General features: G+C 30.1%; 23 protein-coding genes and 1 tRNA gene. 17 read left to right on the top strand and 7 right to left on the bottom strand.

The window, feature by feature from the left end:
* Window positions 1–248 precede the first annotated feature (248 nt).
* Entirely contained in the window at window positions 249–545 is a 297-nt protein-coding gene (locus tag EJ01_RS14580) for a DUF167 family protein (protein ID WP_048082451.1), read from the bottom strand.
* Between the two features lie 297 nt (window positions 546–842).
* On the opposite strand from EJ01_RS14580, the gene EJ01_RS14575 reads away from it, so the two are divergent.
* Both EJ01_RS14575 and EJ01_RS14570 read left to right on the top strand, forming a co-directional pair.
* On the top strand, window positions 843–2,426 hold the full coding sequence (locus EJ01_RS14575; RefSeq protein WP_048082450.1) for a hypothetical protein: 1,584 nt from the start codon (window positions 843–845) through the stop codon (window positions 2,424–2,426).
* Window positions 2,427–2,508: 82 nt separating this feature from the next.
* Window positions 2,509–2,592, top strand: a tRNA-Leu gene (locus tag EJ01_RS14570).
* A 332-nt stretch (window positions 2,593–2,924) separates the two neighbouring features.
* Here the strand turns inward: EJ01_RS14570 and EJ01_RS14565 are convergent.
* The 3 genes from EJ01_RS14565 to EJ01_RS14555 all read right to left on the bottom strand — a co-directional run bounded on the left by EJ01_RS14565 (window position 2,925) and on the right by EJ01_RS14555 (window position 4,292).
* On the bottom strand, window positions 2,925–3,224 hold the full coding sequence (locus EJ01_RS14565; protein ID WP_048082449.1) for a zinc ribbon domain-containing protein: 300 nt from the start codon (window positions 3,222–3,224) through the stop codon (window positions 2,925–2,927).
* Between the two features lie 188 nt (window positions 3,225–3,412).
* Window positions 3,413–3,724 carry a helix-turn-helix domain-containing protein gene (locus tag EJ01_RS14560; protein WP_048082448.1) on the bottom strand — a complete coding sequence of 104 codons (312 nt, stop codon included), beginning with the start codon at window positions 3,722–3,724 and terminating at the stop codon, window positions 3,413–3,415.
* Window positions 3,725–3,878: 154 nt separating this feature from the next.
* On the bottom strand, window positions 3,879–4,292 hold the full coding sequence (locus EJ01_RS14555; RefSeq protein WP_048082447.1) for a DUF371 domain-containing protein: 414 nt from the start codon (window positions 4,290–4,292) through the stop codon (window positions 3,879–3,881).
* 152 nt (window positions 4,293–4,444) lie between these two features.
* Between EJ01_RS14555 and EJ01_RS14550 the strand changes: the two genes are divergently transcribed.
* From EJ01_RS14550 to EJ01_RS14535, 4 genes are all read left to right on the top strand, one after another.
* Window positions 4,445–4,915, top strand: coding sequence for a hypothetical protein (locus tag EJ01_RS14550; protein WP_048082446.1), 471 nt, complete (start codon window positions 4,445–4,447; stop codon window positions 4,913–4,915).
* Between the two features lie 355 nt (window positions 4,916–5,270).
* Window positions 5,271–5,462 (top strand): hypothetical protein, encoded by a 192-nt coding sequence (locus EJ01_RS14545; RefSeq protein WP_048082445.1) that lies wholly within the window; start codon window positions 5,271–5,273, stop codon window positions 5,460–5,462.
* A 510-nt stretch (window positions 5,463–5,972) separates the two neighbouring features.
* The gene (locus tag EJ01_RS14540; protein WP_048082444.1) at window positions 5,973–6,368 is read left to right on the top strand and encodes a hypothetical protein; all 396 of its coding nucleotides are present in this window, start codon (window positions 5,973–5,975) and stop codon (window positions 6,366–6,368) included.
* A gap of 34 nt (window positions 6,369–6,402) precedes the next feature.
* Complete coding sequence (locus tag EJ01_RS14535; RefSeq protein ID WP_048082443.1) at window positions 6,403–6,825, top strand: GIY-YIG nuclease family protein; 423 nt, start codon at window positions 6,403–6,405, stop codon at window positions 6,823–6,825.
* Here the strand turns inward: EJ01_RS14535 and EJ01_RS14530 are convergent.
* Window positions 6,822–7,031, bottom strand: a complete 210-nt coding sequence (locus EJ01_RS14530; RefSeq protein ID WP_048082442.1) for a hypothetical protein — start codon at window positions 7,029–7,031, stop codon at window positions 6,822–6,824. The two genes, EJ01_RS14535 and EJ01_RS14530, sit on opposite strands and share 4 nt — an antisense overlap.
* 528 nt (window positions 7,032–7,559) lie before the next feature.
* Between EJ01_RS14530 and EJ01_RS14525 the strand changes: the two genes are divergently transcribed.
* From EJ01_RS14525 to EJ01_RS14515, 3 genes are all read left to right on the top strand, one after another.
* Window positions 7,560–7,763, top strand: a complete 204-nt coding sequence (locus EJ01_RS14525; RefSeq protein WP_048082441.1) for a hypothetical protein — start codon at window positions 7,560–7,562, stop codon at window positions 7,761–7,763.
* A gap of 41 nt (window positions 7,764–7,804) precedes the next feature.
* Window positions 7,805–8,107, top strand: a complete 303-nt coding sequence (locus EJ01_RS14520; RefSeq protein ID WP_048082440.1) for a hypothetical protein — start codon at window positions 7,805–7,807, stop codon at window positions 8,105–8,107.
* Between the two features lie 500 nt (window positions 8,108–8,607).
* Entirely contained in the window at window positions 8,608–9,540 is a 933-nt protein-coding gene (locus EJ01_RS14515) for a sodium:calcium antiporter (protein ID WP_048082439.1), read from the top strand.
* Window positions 9,541–9,576: 36 nt separating this feature from the next.
* On the opposite strand, the gene EJ01_RS14510 is transcribed toward EJ01_RS14515, so the two are convergent.
* A complete protein-coding gene (locus tag EJ01_RS14510) occupies window positions 9,577–10,440 on the bottom strand; it encodes a cation diffusion facilitator family transporter (protein WP_048082438.1) in 864 nt (287 codons plus the stop codon).
* Window positions 10,441–10,886: 446 nt separating this feature from the next.
* Between EJ01_RS14510 and EJ01_RS14505 the strand changes: the two genes are divergently transcribed.
* The 8 genes from EJ01_RS14505 to EJ01_RS14470 all read left to right on the top strand — a co-directional run bounded on the left by EJ01_RS14505 (window position 10,887) and on the right by EJ01_RS14470 (window position 16,340).
* Window positions 10,887–11,243 carry an ArsR/SmtB family transcription factor gene (locus EJ01_RS14505; protein WP_048082437.1) on the top strand — a complete coding sequence of 119 codons (357 nt, stop codon included), beginning with the start codon at window positions 10,887–10,889 and terminating at the stop codon, window positions 11,241–11,243.
* 9 nt (window positions 11,244–11,252) lie between these two features.
* Complete coding sequence (locus EJ01_RS14500) at window positions 11,253–11,630, top strand: putative zinc-binding protein (RefSeq protein WP_048082436.1); 378 nt, start codon at window positions 11,253–11,255, stop codon at window positions 11,628–11,630.
* A gap of 157 nt (window positions 11,631–11,787) precedes the next feature.
* Window positions 11,788–12,288, top strand: a complete 501-nt coding sequence (locus EJ01_RS14495) for an arsenate reductase ArsC (protein ID WP_048082435.1) — start codon at window positions 11,788–11,790, stop codon at window positions 12,286–12,288.
* A 15-nt stretch (window positions 12,289–12,303) separates the two neighbouring features.
* On the top strand, window positions 12,304–12,969 hold the full coding sequence (locus tag EJ01_RS14490) for a DUF166 domain-containing protein (RefSeq protein WP_048082434.1): 666 nt from the start codon (window positions 12,304–12,306) through the stop codon (window positions 12,967–12,969).
* Window positions 12,969–14,045, top strand: a complete 1,077-nt coding sequence (gene arsB / locus EJ01_RS14485) for an ACR3 family arsenite efflux transporter (RefSeq protein ID WP_048082433.1) — start codon at window positions 12,969–12,971, stop codon at window positions 14,043–14,045. The genes EJ01_RS14490 and arsB overlap by 1 nt, the downstream gene beginning before the upstream one ends.
* A 32-nt stretch (window positions 14,046–14,077) precedes the next feature.
* The gene (locus tag EJ01_RS16770; protein WP_052376248.1) at window positions 14,078–15,580 is read left to right on the top strand and encodes a 4Fe-4S binding protein; all 1,503 of its coding nucleotides are present in this window, start codon (window positions 14,078–14,080) and stop codon (window positions 15,578–15,580) included.
* Between the two features lie 31 nt (window positions 15,581–15,611).
* On the top strand, window positions 15,612–15,800 hold the full coding sequence (locus tag EJ01_RS14475) for a hypothetical protein (RefSeq protein WP_048082432.1): 189 nt from the start codon (window positions 15,612–15,614) through the stop codon (window positions 15,798–15,800).
* Entirely contained in the window at window positions 15,801–16,340 is a 540-nt protein-coding gene (locus EJ01_RS14470) for a DUF2115 domain-containing protein (protein ID WP_048082431.1), read from the top strand.
* 131 nt (window positions 16,341–16,471) lie between these two features.
* Here the strand turns inward: EJ01_RS14470 and EJ01_RS14465 are convergent, their stop codons facing one another.
* Entirely contained in the window at window positions 16,472–17,371 is a 900-nt protein-coding gene (locus EJ01_RS14465; protein ID WP_048082430.1) for a COG1361 family protein, read from the bottom strand.

Below are 17,371 nucleotides of genomic sequence, written 5' to 3'. Positions count from 1 at the left end.
GAATATTGCCCCTAATATATTGTTTTAACTGATTTAAAGGGTATAACATTAAAGTCAAATGAAATAAATTGGATAATTTTTGTTTTTTAATTTGAGATTAAATTGTTGATGATATAAAAATAACTCAACTTTTAGATATATAATATTTGTTCTACCTGATCCCTATTTATAGTGAATAATCAGATGTTCTAGATTACTATTAAAATGATTTTGACGTTAGGAAACTATAAGTTTGATAATATACAGTACTATAAATTATATTTATCATTTAGAATATGTAAAAATTCAGATTTAGAGAGATTATAAACTCGGAGAGTCTTATGATGGCTTTTCAGTCCTGAAATAATCTCAACTTGCGACCCGGTAAGACGTGAAAATTCATTTATTATTTCTTTATTAGCTTTACCCTTTTGTGGAACTGATTTTATTCTAATTTCTATTTTTTCTCTCCACTCATTGTAACCAATTATTTCAAATTTCTTTGATTTAGGAGAAACTTCTATATCTACTAATATTCCATCATTGGTTTCAGTTACAGCTTTCATATGATTACCTATCCAAATATAGCTATTTTACTTTTTTTAAATGACTTTAAAAGTATAATATTTTATTTTAGACTTTTCATAGATAAAATAATGTTTTAAATTTATGCAAAATAGTTTGTCAACATGCTTAACTCCGAATAAACTATTATTTCTTAACTAACTCCAAATATAACTGTATAAATCAAATTAATCAAAGTATCCCAGATAATCAATTATGATTATCTATACTCAATTGATCCTGTAAATTAAAAAATATGCCACTATAGTGTTATTAACTATCAGCATACTAGTAATAATATGCTGAAAATTAACACACTTGCTAAAAGCAAGATAATTTTTGCATTATTTTTAGTAATATACTCAATATTAGGAGCATACTTCATCAGATATTACCAGTATGATACAATAAGTAGAGACCTAATTGTCATTATTTCTGTTGCAAAGTTATACGCAGCAGTAGATATTTCAAATGCAGTTAACGGCTACTGGGGACCATTTTTTCCATGGATACTTGCCCCATTTATTTTACAGAATCCAGCGCCACAATCTGTGATGTATGCTACTAAAATATTATCATTAATTACCGGCTTTTTTACAATCACAGGAACAATATTTTTATCCTACAGGTTCAAAATGAACGAAAAAATTAGAATCAGCATCATTTTTCCAGTTATTTTTGTCATACTTTACTTTGCATTACGTTATAACCCAGTAGACCTGTTACTTACTTGTTTTTTAATATATTACTTGTATTTTATTTTCAATCCATCATATTCCCAGAATTTATATAACAGTGCATTATGCGGAACTTTTGCAGCTCTGGCCTATTTAACAAAAAGTTATGCTTTTCCATTTTTCATTGCCCATTTTATAATAATGAACTCATTTTATTACCTAAAAAGTACAGCAAATAGGAAAAAAGTGCTGAAAAATTTATTTTTAGGTTTAGCAGTATTTTTTGTTATAAGTGGGGCATGGAGTGCAGTGATCAGTGAAAAATATGGCTATATGACCTTTGGAACATCTGGAAAATATAATTTTGAAGAATCCGGCCCCCTCCAGCATGGGAGTCCAATCTGGAATGGATTAATGAAACCTCCTAATGATAAATCAGTAAGCGCATGGGAAGATCCATCCTATTTTAAAATGAAATCGTGGAATCCTTTAAGTTCAGGAAAATCTTTTATTTATTTACTTAACTTGATTGCAAACAACTTTTTAAAATTAATTGGATACCTCCAGCAGTTCACCTATTTTTCCATGATAATCCTTGTCATCTATCTATCTTTTCTCTTTAAACCTCTGCGTAAATTGATTTCAATTAATGGAGAACAAATATATCCTATTTTAACCATAATTCTATTTTGTGCAGGTTATCTCATCATTTTTGTAGAATTCCGGTATTTTTTCATCGTATACATATTAATAATATTAATGGGAGGTTATCTTCTAAATATGCTATCTAAAACAAGATTTTTAAATAAATTGGGTACATTTTTACTTCTATTACTGTTTATAATATCATTAATCGTAGTTCCCCTAAGTTCACTGGTGAATAACCAGTACATAGGACAGGACTATTACTCAATGAGTAATTCTATCAACAAATATAATGTACACGGCAATATAGCCTCTAATGACAAATACAGAGATTCATTAAATATAGCTTATTATTTAAATGCCCATTACTATGGACGGGCGACCAACAGCACCACAAAAAAACCTATGACTGACATGGAATTAGAAAAAAGTTTTAAAGAATATAAAATTGATTACTATTTTTTCTGGGGGAACTCAAATACCAACGAGGATTTATTAAAAAAATACAAAGAAATAACCAACGGCACCATAAACGGTTTGAAAATATACAAAATAAGATGAAATCAACAACGTAGAATCGAAACATTTATATAGTGAAAGATAAATAAGATGATATGTTCTCGTGTTAGTTCAACATGAACAAGCAGGGGTGGTCGAGCGGTCAAAGGCGCTAGGTTGAGGGCCTAGTGGGTGAGTCCCTTCGCGGGTTCGAATCCCGTCCCCTGCATTAAAAATCCTCAAAAATCGAAGATTTTTGGGAGTTAGAAAAATATTACATATTTTTCTAAAAATTCAAAAATTTTTTATGTTTGCAAAATGAAATTTTGCAACTGCTAAAATTTTCAATTTTCGCATGCCTCGAAAACAAATTTTTCAAAGGCGCTTCAGTAAATCAAAATTTTCCTAATTTTTGTTTTGAAAATCTAAGATTATCGAATGCATCTGGCTTTCTAATTTTAAAATAACTTTTTTTCAATCAAGTTTATAATCAATCTATTTAGATAAAAAATCATATTTATTTTATAAAAATAAAAGAAATATGAACTTTTTAACATAATTTTAAATCAAATGGTCAATAAAACTCCAAACAATGAGCATAATAACCAATAAAAGCAGTGAAACTATTATATACAACTTCCCACGTTGTTTAACAGAATTTACTGGACGAGTATATAAATATACTGCAGGTATAAGTGCAATTATAAAAACAAATGGCATTATAAACCCAATGATTATTGCCGCTATCGTAATGATATTAACAATAAGATAACTGCTTCCATTATCCATTTGTTCTCCGCACTTTAAACAATATTTTTCATTATCCGAAGCTTCAGTTCCGCATTTTTGACATGTTGCCATAATATCCTCCATAAATGTATTATTTAAAACGCAGATATATCCTTTACTAAAAACATCAAATAGGCATGCAAATTAAGTAAAAATTTTGTATTATTATCCTTAATGTTTCCATTTTAAAAATAAACTCAAAATAATAATAATATCCAGTTTAGGATACTAAATTAAAATTTTATTTTTCAAAAAAATGCTCAGTAATATTCTTTTTTAAAGCATTTATGGCACCTATAAACATGAATATGCTGAATATCTCCTTCAGGAGTTTCTTTAAGCTCTGTATCTTCATGTTCCATAGGTTCAAAGCAGTCTGTGCATATTCTATTATTTACACAGCCAGTTTCAAAAAAGTGCTCTTCAGTCACTATATTATCATTTTTAAGCTGCTTGAGTATTTCTAAAAGGGTTTCTTCATCAACCCCCAGAATATCTTCTATCTCACAGAGATAATATTCATCTCCGTTGTCTTCTATAAATGATTTAACCTTTTCATATATATGATCCAAATCGATCACCTGTTTTTAGCTTTGATTATAGCTATTGCCAAAATTACGCCTATTATTGCACCTATTATTCCACCTAGTACTGCACCCATTATATTCATAAAAATCACTTTAAATTATCTGTTTAATTATTTGAGATAGTTTAACTTTATGTTTATTATTCTACCAATATTGTTACCTTTAAATCTTTTCCTTCCTTTAAATCATCTACAAGTTCCCTTTTAAGGTCAACTGCAGCTTTGTCTGATTTTATCATCAAAGTACGGCTGCATTTAAATTCACTTTTTCTACAGACCATGTCTGTTGGATGATCCAGGGTGAGTTCTGGATGTCCATACCCTTTAATTTCATCCTTTGCATTTTCTGTTTCAAGTTGGACTTTAATCTGTGTATTTTCATCTTTTATGGCTTCTCTAAGTTCTAGAGGAAGATCTACAAGCTTGACTTTAGATGAAACTCCTACAATACAATCAGCCCTTATTCCTATTTCTTTATCCATAGTAACTTCAAATGTTGATCTATGGGCCGAAGTGACATTTTTATGTCCTTTAGCATAAAAAGTGTATTCCATATCCTTTCTCCATTTATCATTCTTTTAAATTCAATTATTCTACTAAAACAAATCAGTTAGTTAATATTGATTATAGACTATAAATAATTAAATATATTAATTTTAATTAAAAAATTATTAAAAGTATAAAATTTAACTTCTAGGGAGATAATATGCAGTTTTTTACCGAGACACAAGAATTATTTACCCTCATATTTGCCATTCATTTTACATTAATAATAGACAGAGTTCACAGAAATTACAACCCTTATGACACATATAATGCATGGAAAGGCCAGTTACACGCCATCAGAAGATTATTTTTATCATGGGCAGTTATGTACATACTGCCCCTTCTTAATTTCGCTGCATTTCTCATTATTTTAGGGGCATATGACATATCATTTGATCCAACTCCACGCGGCACTTTAAATATTGTTTTAGTTGGTTTATCCTCTTTTTTCGATTTTGGATATTATAGAATTTTTGAATCGATTCTTTATTTATCTCCAAAAACGTTTTATACAGATAAAGAAGCTGACGAAATGATGGCTAAAGACCGTGGCGAATTTCAGGCGCATTTTATACCGGGAATCCTGTATGTAATTGCCAGTTTTATAATGATTTTTATTGTTATCATTTAAACAACCAGTTACGCTTTTAAATTTTACCAGAACATGAATATTTCCTGAGATGAAAAATCAGATTATTAACAGGCCACTAACTATTAAGCAAATTTAGAAAAAATAAGTTAATTTATAAATTAAAGAGATATTACTTATTTTAGCTTTTAAACCTAATATATTTCCAAAAAAAAGTCATAAAACTTAACAATGTATAAATTAAAGCTTAAATCATGTTAAATGATCTAAAATTTACCTGCCAAAATATTCACATAGCAATAATTCATCCTATAATAGGAAAAATCTAAATAATCCTTATGACAAATATTAGTACAACCAACAAAGTTGTCTAACATAGTCGTAGAGGTGAAACTAAATGGATGAAATTATTGATAGGGAAGTATCCAGTAAATTTTTAGATGATGCATATAAATGCAAACCCGCTAATTTAGGGTTTTTACTTCAAAAAATAGAATATGAAATCCAGAATAGAGATCATGCAGACAGCATTCTTCTAAGGGCCAAAACAGTAGTGACCAGCAAAATTGCATTGATAAATAGTAAATAATACTTTTAATAGAATTTAAGATTTATCTTAATATTCACTTGGCCCTATTCTTAAACTTATTCCATCACCAATATTGCTTTAAATTTCAATATAATTTATAAACTTTAACTTATTTTATTTAATATTAAGTTAGACTCAGTTAAAATATGCCTTATTAAGTTATGGGTTTTTAAATGATTGAATTAAAATTAACCAAATTATCTCTTATATAAATTTACTATTACAGGTTAAATATCAATTTACCAGTTAGCTATGGCCGCAAAAACACAAATTCATTACTTAACTGATACTTAATTAAAACTATTTAAACATATAGTTTACAATTGTCAGTCATAAATTCAATTAAAAAAGAATTAATATCAATTTCAATAATTTTTAATACCAGGATAGATCATTTTTATAATATCCGATACTATGAAAGGATACTCCTGTTAAAAATCATTTTTTTAAAATAATAAATAAGTATCAAACTGTTAGCATATTTATATTAGTTATTTCAAATAATTTAACATGCCCAAGATTGAAAAAAAAATATTGAAAGCCAAAGAATATGAAAGAATGATTTCAAACTTGGATATAGAAAGCTTTGAATTAAAAACATCTTCTATTCTTGAAGCCAGAATGACTTTAATTGGTATAGAGCGAATAGAAGAAAATTTGCTGGAAATAAGGCGGCAAGTTTCTGCAGATATGAGAGCAGTTAAATTGAAATATTTAAATTATGATTACAGCAAATCTTCTCTTTTAGGGTCAATCAAAAGAACCAAAGTTTCATCTAAACGAAAATCAATTGATAAAAAATGTGACCGTGAACTTGGGCCCTACGAAAAGGTATTATATATAATCGATGACTATCTTGAACAGATAAAAGATGTAAAAGATTATATAAGCAAAATTAAAGCATAACCCTATATAATTCACACATAACTAAGGTGTTAAAATGGCAACATACTGTCTCATAATCCACTTAAGCCAAGATTCAACAATTAAAATCGGAAAGATTGGAGAAATAGAATTTAAAAAGGGTTACTATGTGTATGTAGGATCTGCACTTAACTCTATAGACAGTAGAATATTGAGACACTTATCAAAGGAGAAAAAATTATTCTGGCATATTGATTACCTTTTAAACTCCCCAAATTCAAATGTAAAAGAAGTAATACTGGAAAGAAGCCCAGAAAAATGGGAATGTGATGTTGCCATGGAAATTTCAAAGGAAGGAACATCCACCGACAAATTTGGTTGTTCTGACTGCAAGTGCAGATCACATCTATTCTATTTCAAAAAGAAAAAAGATGCAGAAAATGCATGTTTGGATTCATTTAAGAAATTAAAATTAGTTTTTGAAATAATAGAAAATTAATTCACGTTGAAGAAAGAATTTTGGGATGGTTTAAATATACTTTTTGCAAATAAAATACCTAAAATAATAATTGAAGTTCCTATAGCTAAGTTAGACCCCATATAAATCCATGAAACATCCAAAGTATTTATTTTTAAAAATTCTAAGATACCTGTCACTAAAAAAATCATTCCAAATATTAAATGCACTGCAAATAGTAGCAACATTCTAATTTAAACTATCTCCTTTTTTGTAAAAAAACCCCGCCCCTGCATACGTGCCTTTTAAATTCAATTAAATTAGTTATGTATGATATTAATCTGTATTATTAATAATAAACATCATATCCTCATTTTTGCTATCTTACTTGAAACTTATTTAGTTTCATGAGGATCTTCTTCTAAATTCATATATAATATACTGCACCATAAATATAGTATCAATTAAACCATTTAGATTATTATTTAAGTTATCCTTTCACATTTCACTTTCAGGATAACATTAGATTTGGGCATAATCAGTAATAATTTGGGAAAAACTCGGGAATAATTACTTAAATACTATTTACTAAATAGAATACGTGAGATACGGCAGTTAAGAAATTAAAGCCAATCAAATAATTAAAAAAAATCAAGGGAGTATAAAAAAATAGAAAATCCGCCTCCTACATAATTTTTGGGGATATTTATATACTCCCATCCCCATTTATTTTCAAATGGTGTGGAAATACAATAAAAATATTTAAAGGTGTAATCATGGTAGATATAGATAACTGGACTGTAACATGCAAAAAATGTGGAACAACTTATAATATTCCTAAAAAAGGTCAGATAACAATATTAAGTCTAGAAAAGATTAAATTTAAAAAGAAGCATAAATGCCCTGCATGTGGTTATTCCAGCTCCATAGCAAATCTAAAACATTATATTGGATATAGTTCTTATGTACCTTCTTATTGAATATCAGAGACCTGTTAGACTGGATATCTCTGGTGATATTTATGTTAGAATATGTAAAAACTATCAAAGAGGATCCCTATAAATTAGGCTTTGTTGATGAAAACTCCCCAAAGGAATGGGAGCCAATTATCAACCATAAATTGTTAGAATATAAAGAATCTGCCTACGTTGATTCTATAATTAAAATAGATAACATTGTAGTGATTCTTGAATTAAATCCTCAAGATGGTGATTTAAACAATCCAGAATATATTAAAGAAGAAAGAAAACTATTTGAAAATTATTATAAACGTATATTAGAAGATATAGCAAGTTCAGAATTTTACGATTTATATATTAAATAATTTTTAGATATATCCTAAAACACAGGCGTAAGGGGACCCATGCGATATTTGTTAGGTTCTAACTCCTCCAAATCTATAAATTTCCCACTATAAATTATCACCCGTACTCTTACTCTGTAGAAGTTGTATTGTCAATTTTTATAAACTATTTAAATCTTAGTTACATTGATTCAATTCAAAGTACTTCAAAACAAATTTAACTTTTTAAATAGCGATATCCCTTTATTGCATTCTGCTCAATTTTCATCATACTGAGTCAATTTTAAATATTTGTTCTGCTAATTAGTCTTAATATTAGTTGATTTAATTCTAGGCACTTTTTGCACCTGAAATTGATTCCTCAACACTGGAAGACTATATAATGTCATTTTCAGGTAATGCTTCAATTTAATGCATTGAAGAGTGTCTGACTTACTTTAAAAATATTTATTTTAATTTAGAAAAAAAATCACTTTTTAAGATATGCCCTACTAAATATCATATTAAACAGATATAATGTTATGAATATTGATTACATGATTTTTGCATTTCTTTTAATTATCCTAATTTTAAGCGGTGCTGTAACGACAAGATCAATATCTAAAATTTCATTATATCTTAAATTAGGCCATTTTGCAGCAGGATTTATAATAATGGCCATTGCAACCAGTGTACCTGAATTAATAATTAGTATAACATCTGCTATAGAAAAAATACCTGAACTTTCTTTAGGAACAGTTTTAGGATCTAATGTGGTCAATTTGTCTTTAGTTATAGGTACAGCCGTATTAATAGCTGGAGAAATTAATTTTAAGGATAATAAAATTAAAAAAGAACTCACTTATCCCTTTTTCATAGCCCTCTTACCCATAATATTAGCCTCAGACGGAATTTTATCCCATATCGATGGTATAATTTTAATTATCATTTTTATAGCTTATTTTACTCTGGTTTTTAAGCAGACAGATTTTGAAGAAGAAGATGTAGTAAGCAAAAAACAGTTCATAAAAAACTTAATTTTCTTTTCAATAGGTTTAATGTCACTTTTAATCAGTGCAAAATATTTAGTTGATTATACCTCATTAATAGCATCTGATATTGGAATCCCTGTTTTTTTAATAGGAATCATATTAATTTCCTTTGGAACATCTCTTCCTGAACTCACATTTGAGACAATTTCTTTGTTACACGGCCATAAAATTCTGGCAGTAGGAGATTTAATGGGAAGTACTGTATCCAATTCTACTTTGATTTTGGGAACAGTATCGATTATAAACCCAATTTTAGTCCCAGATTATAGTGAGTTTCAAATAGTTTCCATATTTTTTATAATTCTAATTTCTATTTTTAGCCTGTATTTAAGGAGTAAAAGCGGATTAACTCGTTTAAGAGCATTATTAATGATAATTATTTATATTATTTTTTTATTTTTAACAGGATTTAACATAAATTAAATTTATGAACAATAAAAATAATAATCACGACTAAATTTAATCTGTCTCAGGTTCTAAGTGTATTAAAACTTCTTTTACTCCAGGTATAGATTTTTTAATTTTTAATTCTACCTTATCACCTATATGATGTGCTTCTTCAATAGAATAACGAGGATCAACTGTGATATGCAGATCTATATATGTTTGAGACTTCTTTCCCCGAGTTCTTATTGCATGACATTCAATAACATCAGGCACAGATTTTACAATTTTTTCAACAACCTCATCATCTATAACCGACTTATCCAACAGAACTTCAGAACTCTCTTTTATTATTCCGATCCCTGTTTTAGCTATTAATATTCCTATTAATAATGCTATAAGGGGATCTACCCATATATATCCCGCAATAATTGCAAAAAATCCAAATATAACAGCTATCGACGCATATATATCACTTCTAGTATGCATTGAATCTGCAATAAGAATATTACTATCTATTTCACGTCCCTTTTTGTATTCATAAAATGAAACACCTGCGTTAATTAGAATAGTTATTCCCATTACAAAAAAACTGATTGATGTTATCTCCGGCGCGGAAGGGTTAAAGAAACGAGTTACAGCTGATTGAACAACCTCAAAACATACTAAAAATAGAAATAATGCTATTATAATAGAAGCAAACGTTTCTATTTTCCAATGCCCATATTTATGCTCTTTATCTGCGGGTCTCGATGCCAATGTAATCCCAATAATCCCAACTACATTAGATGCACCATCAAAAAAAGAATGAAAACCATCAGAAAGCATACTCAAAGAATTAGAATACCAACCATAAAGAACTTTAGCTAACGCAACAATTATATTGAGTACCAAAATAAAGATTAAAACTCTCCTTACAGTACGATAATATTCTTTCAATTGAATCTCCACCAATAAACAGTTGAGTTATTATTATAAACTTACTGAATTTAGAATTTTTCTATTTTTATAGGAAAACTTCATTTAAGTTATTCTCCTCGAGCCAAACCCTAGATCTAGCTAATGGATCCTATAAAATGATGTTAATCTTTATTATACTAACTTTAATTTTCAAAAGTTTATTTTAAAAATAACCGTTTTATTAAATTTTTTACTAAATATTAGATTAACCCAAAAATCAGAAGTTTAATTTTTAAACTACAAATGAAAATCTAAGTTCAGCTTCGAAATTTTTTCCCTCTACCTACTTCCATTCAAATTATTCCATTAATTTTATATACTATTTTCAACATCTATCAATATATCAACATATATAGATATATTGATTTAATAAAAAATTTAAATTGTTCCAGATTACTGGTTGAAACATTAAAAGAGGAGGTTTTATGAAAACTTGTCAAATTTCAGGCGACAGTAGACCTAATAAAGATCAAATAAAAAGGATGAATGAACTTACAGAATCATTGCCATCTGAAGATCATTTTGAGGAATATTCGGGTAAACTCAAAGCTTTATCAGACCCCACCAGGCTTAAAATATTGTACTTATTATCAGATGGTGAATTGTGCGTTTGTGAGATAATATGTGCACTGGATAAACCGCAGTCAAGTATATCTCACCATTTGAATATTCTAAAAAATTTAGGTTTCATTAAAGGACGAAAAGAAGGCGTGTGGATCCACTACAGCCTTACAAGTCCAAAAATTGCAGATATGGTTAAAGAATTAATAGAACTAATTTAGGTGATAAACATGGCAAATGAAAAAAAATATGCATTAGCTCCATGCAGTGGAATGAGCCCTTATGGACTAATTACAAGAGTAGCAAGCGTTGATACAGTTAAAGAACGAGATGACCTCATATCTATTTGTATGGGTGCAACATCTGCAGATAGAGAAGGTTTCAAACAATTAATAAGAAAATATCCTATTATTGCTGTTAATGGGTGTGAAGGTTCTTGTGTTGATAAAATACTGGAACAGAAAGGAGTTAAGGTTGCAAAAATTATCAATGCCCAGGAAGAATTAAATTCAGAGAATATGAAACCTACTGATCCCGTTAGACTTGATGAAAATGGGGAAAAGTGTGTTTTAGCAATGAAAAAGAAAATTAAAGAACTTATAGACTAAAAAATAAGATTTAGTAAGTTTAATGATTATCCGGATGTTTATGGGTGGGAATGTACAAAAGTCAGCGCTAGCTTACTTCTCCATTCCTAAAACAGCGCTTAAAATTGTATAGGTTTGATCAACCAATCAAATGGGAAAAACATCCAAGGTGGTTTAAATGGCAAAAGAAAGAGTTTTATTTATGTGTATACATAATGCAGCCCGTTCTCAAATGGCAGAGGGGCTCTTCAGGCACCTACATGGTGATGATTTCGATGTTTTTAGTGCTGGGAGCGATCCGCAGGAAGTAGATCCATTGGCAGTAAGATGCATGGAAGAAATTGGAATTGATATCTCAAGTTATAGATCTAAAAGCTTAAAGGAATTTGAAGGCCATGAATTTGATTATGTTATAACTGTTTGTGGAAATCCATACAATGCATGCCCTTTCTTTGCGGGAGGTAAAAAATACTTTAAACAGCCGTTTGAAGATCCATCAGCATTTGAAGGGACAGAAGAGGAAAAATTGGAATTATTTATAAAAATAAGGGATGGATTAAAAGATTGGCTTGAAGATTTGTATTATTCATACATGCTACCTGAAGAGGGATGCTGTGATTTATCTGAAGAGATGGAAGGATGCTGCGGGTCAAATGATAAAGAATTCTCATGTAAATAATTTGGAGTTGAAAAAATGTTAAAAGTTGTAATAGCTACAGATGGACCATACGGTGAAAGAGCATTTGAAAACATTAAAAAAGACTTTGATACAGAATTCATAGAATTAGAACAACCTACATCCATGTTCATGGATGAAATAGATATTCCTGCAGATGCATTAGCTAAAATAAAACAAGCAAATATCTTAATAACCTATACACAACATCCTGATCTTACATTAGACCTTGTTGATATGGTTAATAAAGATGTAGATTATATAATTGTCGCTGCATGGAAAGGTGAAGGATTCAAAAACCAGTTAGAAGGATATGAAAATGTAACTTGCCCCTATATCATGTGCGAATTAGAAGAAAATGGCAATGAAATGTTTGATGAATTTACATCTAAAATTGGGAAGCCAAAGGTGAATATAACACTTGAAGATGGTAAAATTGCAATTATAGACGTTATTAGGTCTTCTCCATGTGGTTCAACAACATTTGTAGCAGATTACATTTCTGATAAATATTTTAGTAGTGATGATTTAGAAAATATCCCCACTGAAGCAGGGCTTAAATTACAACATTATCCTTGTAGAGCTGCAAAAATGAGGTTATTTTCAGACGAAGAGTGTAAAAAAGAAATGGCATCAGGTTTCCATAAAGACGCGTTTGAAGAAGGGATAAAAAGAGGTAAATAATGGGTAAAAACACTGCCGATCAAGTTACAAGCCAACTTTGTGGAGTTACCAGACTCAATTTTCTGGATAGATATTTAACTCTTTGGATTTTCCTGGCAATGGTTTTAGGAGTATCATTAGGGTATTTCATTCCAGGGGTAGAATCATTTATAGGCAAGTTTTCGGTTGGAACAACAAGCATACCTATAGCCATTGGATTAATTTTAATGATGTACCCCCCACTTGCAAAAGTAAAATACGAAGAACTGGGAGATGTATTTAAAAATAAAAAAATATTAGGTTTGGCTATTTTCCAGAACTGGATTATAGCACCTATTCTAATGTTCATATTAGCAATAGGCTTTTTAAGTGCATATCCAGAATATATAACTGGTTTAATCTTAATTGGAATAGCACCTTGTATCGCGATGGTTATAGTTTGGAATGAGCTTGCAAGAGGAAATACAGAATATGCAGCAGGCCTTGTAGCATTCAACAGCGTATTTCAAGTATTATTTTACAGTGTTTATGCTTATGTATTCCTTACAGTACTTCTTCCAATCTTTGGAATACATGGAAGTATTGTAAATGTTAGTATAGGCCAGATAGCTCAAAGTGTGTTTATTTATCTTGGAATTCCATTTTTAGCAGGAATAACCACAAGATTCATTTTAATTGGGAAAAAAGGCAGAAATTGGTATCAGGATCAATTTATCCCTAAAATCAGTCCCATCACATTAATAGCACTACTCTTTACCATAGTGGTGATGTTCAGCTTAAAAGGTAACTTTATCGTTCAAATACCTTTAGATGTTATTCGTATCGCTATTCCACTGCTATTGTATTTTGTAATAATGTTTTTTGTAACATTTTACTTAGGCCGCAGGATTGGGGCAGATTACTCAAAAACAACTACAATATCATTTACAGCAGCAAGCAATAATTTTGAACTTGCAATAGCTGTTGCAGTAGCAGTTTTTGGTATAGGATCTGGAGTTGCATTTGCTACAGTAATCGGACCTTTAATAGAAGTTCCAGTACTTATAAGCCTTGTAAACGTGGCATTGATGTTCCAGAGAAAATATTTTAAAGAATAAATGATTTTAAACTTATAAATTGAGGGAAAACCATGGATGACAATAAATGTGGATGTGAAGACGATAAATTAGATAAAGAAATTAAAGAGAGGATAAAAGAAGATAATGAATGTGGTTGCGGCTGTGACGATGAACCACCTGCAGGAACCCAAGATGGACCTGAAGATTGTGGATGTGAATGGGAATCTACTTTAAACAACCTCCATGCATCAAAAGAGGTTAAAAACTGCGGATGCAGTGAAGAAAATGCGCATGAGTATGAAGAAGATAGTGGATGCAGCTGCGGTGCAGGAAATACAGAATCACAAGAAAATGATGGGGGATGCTGTGGGGCCATAGAATTACCGGATTTATCGCGCGTAGAAAATCCAGATAAGCCTAAATTCATAGCTGATAATAATTTTATCAAAGAACTTGAAGATTATGCGTATTCATTAGGTATTAGTAGCGTAGGATATACCCAAATGACTCCAGACCTAATGATTAAAGATAAATTCATCCAATATCCATTTACTATTGTTTTAACTGTAGAAATGAGTATGGATATTATTGAAACTGCTCCAGGAACAGATGCACAGGACCTTAATAATACTGCATATGTTAAAACAGCTATTTTAACTACTAAACTCTCGGATTATCTTAGAAAGAATGGTTATGCAACTGAAGTTGCTCATCCAGAAGGTGGAATTGTTAATTTCTCGGCACTTGGACAAAAAGCAGGTTTAGGTTATATGGGAAAAAGCGGCTTATTAATAACCCCAGAGCTTGGCCCAAGGGTTAAAGTATCTGCAATATTTGTAAGTATCGCCAATTTACCAGTAGAAGAAGACAATGAACATGAATGGATACCCAAATACTGTGATAAATGTAATAAATGTGTTAAAGCATGTCCTTACGAAGCTTTGATAAAAAAAGAAACCTGTTGCGGTGGTAAAGAAGTTGAACTTATAAAGAAAAACTGTATAGGATGCAGCCAGGGCTGTACTTACTGTATAGAAGGATGCCCATTTTACTCGAAAGGATATGAACACGTTAAAAATAAATTTGACAAAATGAATGCTAAATTGAAGGAGAAACAAAACCCTCAAACACCTTGTGTTTGGGACACAAAAAATCTTCGATTTTTTGAGTGTAAAAAATTTAAAGCTGAAATATGGGATAATTGGACTAAACAAAACGCTGCTTTATTTGATGATTTAACCGATGGTTCCAGTATTGCAGTATCTATGACTGAAAATAAAGAGAAATTAGTAATTATAGAAAAAGAAAACAATAGTTTAAAGACAAGTATAAAAGATTTAAAGAGCCTGCAGAAATTAGAAAGTCCTGTTGCAGATTTACTGTTTATACTCAATGAAAAAGATATTGCACAAATATTAAAAGACGATACTTCCTCAAAATTCATAAATTTACTTTCATCCGGAAAAATAGAAGTTTATGGACTTGTAGATCAGGCTCAACTCATGGATAACGGATATGTAGCATTTTTAAATAATTTAGGCCTTAGTATAGGTGGGGGAAGCTGCTGCGGTTAAATCCCCTTTATAAATTTTACAGGTAATTTAAATGACTGATAAAGAAAATAAGCCAGTAATGGAAGGTAATCGCAACATTGGACCATTTTCCTGTTGTGCAAGTATTAAAGCACACAAAGATGGCTTTAGAGAAGCTATATGTGAAGTTTGCGATAAAGTATTTAAAACTAATAAAGATAATTATATCTGTCCAGAATGCCTTAAAAAAACTGATAAATAAATGGTTTATATGTTAAAAGATATAGATACATTTAAAAATTTAAATAAGAATAAATTGATGCAAATCTTGAAAAAAGAAGCATCAAATATAGATATAATGGATATAATGAAAGCATGTATCTTTTTAAGTGAAGATGCTAAATATGTGCAGGGGAATTACAGGGAAGAGTACCTTAAGTCTTATAATGAAGCATTCATTACAAGACTTAAAGACCTCAAAGAAGATAAAAAAGAATATAAAGATCACATAGACAATAATGATCTTCAAAAAGCCTTAAAAGTTTTAAAAGAGCAAGAAACCCAGGTAGAAGCTGGTGAAGGATTTGACCCTGATTTTTTCAAAATATATAAAATAATGTCAATCTATACAACTTTTATTTTAGAAGAATCAGTTCATCCCCCTGGAACTCCATTTCCCGGGAAATTTAAGGTTAAATATGAAAATGGAGTTTATCTGTGCCCTGTAAAAGAAAATCAGAAGGATAATCCTGGCGCGGTCTGTGGATTCTGCATTGCATTGCAGGATGAATCTATAGTATAATATTTTATAGATTAAATTTTTATGCTCAACTCTATTAAGTTTGAAATATATTACAAGCCATTAGCAGCAGTTAAATTTTTGTTTTGAACTAATTAATTCAGTACATAAATTAAAAAAGAAGAATTAGATAATTACTCTTTTCTTCTTTGAATAACTATTGGCGATTTTACACCTTTTTTTCTCATGATCCATGTTGCAAGTATCACCAAGATCAATATAATTAACCATATAGGTATAACAATCATGTTATCTTTTTGAGTTATTGTCTTGGTTCCGTTGTATTGACCATATGTTAAGTTCGTTTCCACAGTATATACTCCAAAATCATAGATATCGGGCGTCCAAGTATTCTGGATATAGTAATCATTTCCAGGGTAAACCTTTCCTGATGTTTTAATATTGTAGTTGTTGAACCATCCATTAATTTGACTGTCAGCTGTGACATTCTCCATAACTGTTCCATTATTCTTTATGTGGTAATTAAAGTTTCCAGGCATGTATGTTAAAAGTAACCATGGGATGTCCTGTCCTGAAAGTCCTATAGATTCGGTTATTGGACCTGGAAGTCCTACAATTAGAGGTATAAGCAGTTCAACTCCTTGTTTCACCACTACAGCTATTCCATTATTAGAACTGCTTTGTTTACTTACAGGAGTAGCCTTTATTACAAGTACGCCAAATGCATCACTGTAATTTATAGTGCTTGGTGCTGTAACTTTGAAATTGATAGTTTTAGTTTCACCAGGATTTAAGGTTATATTAGTAGTATCCACTGATATCCACTGTGCAATTCCATCATCTGCAAAGAGAGTAATTTTACCATTGTTCTGCTCTCTTTTTTTATCAATAGATACTTGTAAAGTTCCTTTTCCAGTGTTCTGGACATTGACACTTCCAGTAAATGTTTGAGACGAGTTAAGGTTTATATTAAATTTAGCAGGTGATGCTAAGAGCCCTGCACCTGATACAGGCAATACAAGGACTAGAACATATACTGCTACTAATAATATACTTAAAAATTTTTTTTTCAT

This window comes from Methanobacterium veterum, assembly GCF_000745485.1.
Lineage (GTDB): Archaea > Methanobacteriota > Methanobacteria > Methanobacteriales > Methanobacteriaceae > Methanobacterium_D > Methanobacterium_D veterum.
This window is presented reverse-complemented; position numbering and strand designations above follow the sequence as displayed.

What these genes read in the sequence shown, in the direction of transcription:
- EJ01_RS14580 (WP_048082451.1), bottom strand. Translation starts at nt 545, where the DNA reads ATGAAAGCTGTAACTGAAACCAATGATGGAATATTAGTAGATATAGAA.
- EJ01_RS14575 (WP_048082450.1), top strand. Translation starts at nt 843, where the DNA reads ATGCTGAAAATTAACACACTTGCTAAAAGCAAGATAATTTTTGCATTA.
- EJ01_RS14565 (WP_048082449.1), bottom strand. Translation starts at nt 3,224, where the DNA reads ATGGCAACATGTCAAAAATGCGGAACTGAAGCTTCGGATAATGAAAAA.
- EJ01_RS14555 (WP_048082447.1), bottom strand. Translation starts at nt 4,292, where the DNA reads ATGGAATACACTTTTTATGCTAAAGGACATAAAAATGTCACTTCGGCC.
- EJ01_RS14550 (WP_048082446.1), top strand. Translation starts at nt 4,445, where the DNA reads ATGCAGTTTTTTACCGAGACACAAGAATTATTTACCCTCATATTTGCC.
- EJ01_RS14545 (WP_048082445.1), top strand. Translation starts at nt 5,271, where the DNA reads ATGGATGAAATTATTGATAGGGAAGTATCCAGTAAATTTTTAGATGAT.
- EJ01_RS14540 (WP_048082444.1), top strand. Translation starts at nt 5,973, where the DNA reads ATGCCCAAGATTGAAAAAAAAATATTGAAAGCCAAAGAATATGAAAGA.
- EJ01_RS14535 (WP_048082443.1), top strand. Translation starts at nt 6,403, where the DNA reads ATGGCAACATACTGTCTCATAATCCACTTAAGCCAAGATTCAACAATT.
- EJ01_RS14530 (WP_048082442.1), bottom strand. Translation starts at nt 7,031, where the DNA reads ATGTTGCTACTATTTGCAGTGCATTTAATATTTGGAATGATTTTTTTA.
- EJ01_RS14525 (WP_048082441.1), top strand. Translation starts at nt 7,560, where the DNA reads ATGGTAGATATAGATAACTGGACTGTAACATGCAAAAAATGTGGAACA.
- EJ01_RS14520 (WP_048082440.1), top strand. Translation starts at nt 7,805, where the DNA reads ATGTTAGAATATGTAAAAACTATCAAAGAGGATCCCTATAAATTAGGC.
- EJ01_RS14515 (WP_048082439.1), top strand. Translation starts at nt 8,608, where the DNA reads ATGAATATTGATTACATGATTTTTGCATTTCTTTTAATTATCCTAATT.
- EJ01_RS14505 (WP_048082437.1), top strand. Translation starts at nt 10,887, where the DNA reads ATGAAAACTTGTCAAATTTCAGGCGACAGTAGACCTAATAAAGATCAA.
- EJ01_RS14500 (WP_048082436.1), top strand. Translation starts at nt 11,253, where the DNA reads ATGGCAAATGAAAAAAAATATGCATTAGCTCCATGCAGTGGAATGAGC.
- EJ01_RS14495 (WP_048082435.1), top strand. Translation starts at nt 11,788, where the DNA reads ATGGCAAAAGAAAGAGTTTTATTTATGTGTATACATAATGCAGCCCGT.
- EJ01_RS14490 (WP_048082434.1), top strand. Translation starts at nt 12,304, where the DNA reads ATGTTAAAAGTTGTAATAGCTACAGATGGACCATACGGTGAAAGAGCA.
- arsB (WP_048082433.1), top strand. Translation starts at nt 12,969, where the DNA reads ATGGGTAAAAACACTGCCGATCAAGTTACAAGCCAACTTTGTGGAGTT.
- EJ01_RS16770 (WP_052376248.1), top strand. Translation starts at nt 14,078, where the DNA reads ATGGATGACAATAAATGTGGATGTGAAGACGATAAATTAGATAAAGAA.
- EJ01_RS14475 (WP_048082432.1), top strand. Translation starts at nt 15,612, where the DNA reads ATGACTGATAAAGAAAATAAGCCAGTAATGGAAGGTAATCGCAACATT.
- EJ01_RS14470 (WP_048082431.1), top strand. Translation starts at nt 15,801, where the DNA reads ATGGTTTATATGTTAAAAGATATAGATACATTTAAAAATTTAAATAAG.
- EJ01_RS14465 (WP_048082430.1), bottom strand. Translation starts at nt 17,371, where the DNA reads ATGAAAAAAAAATTTTTAAGTATATTATTAGTAGCAGTATATGTTCTA.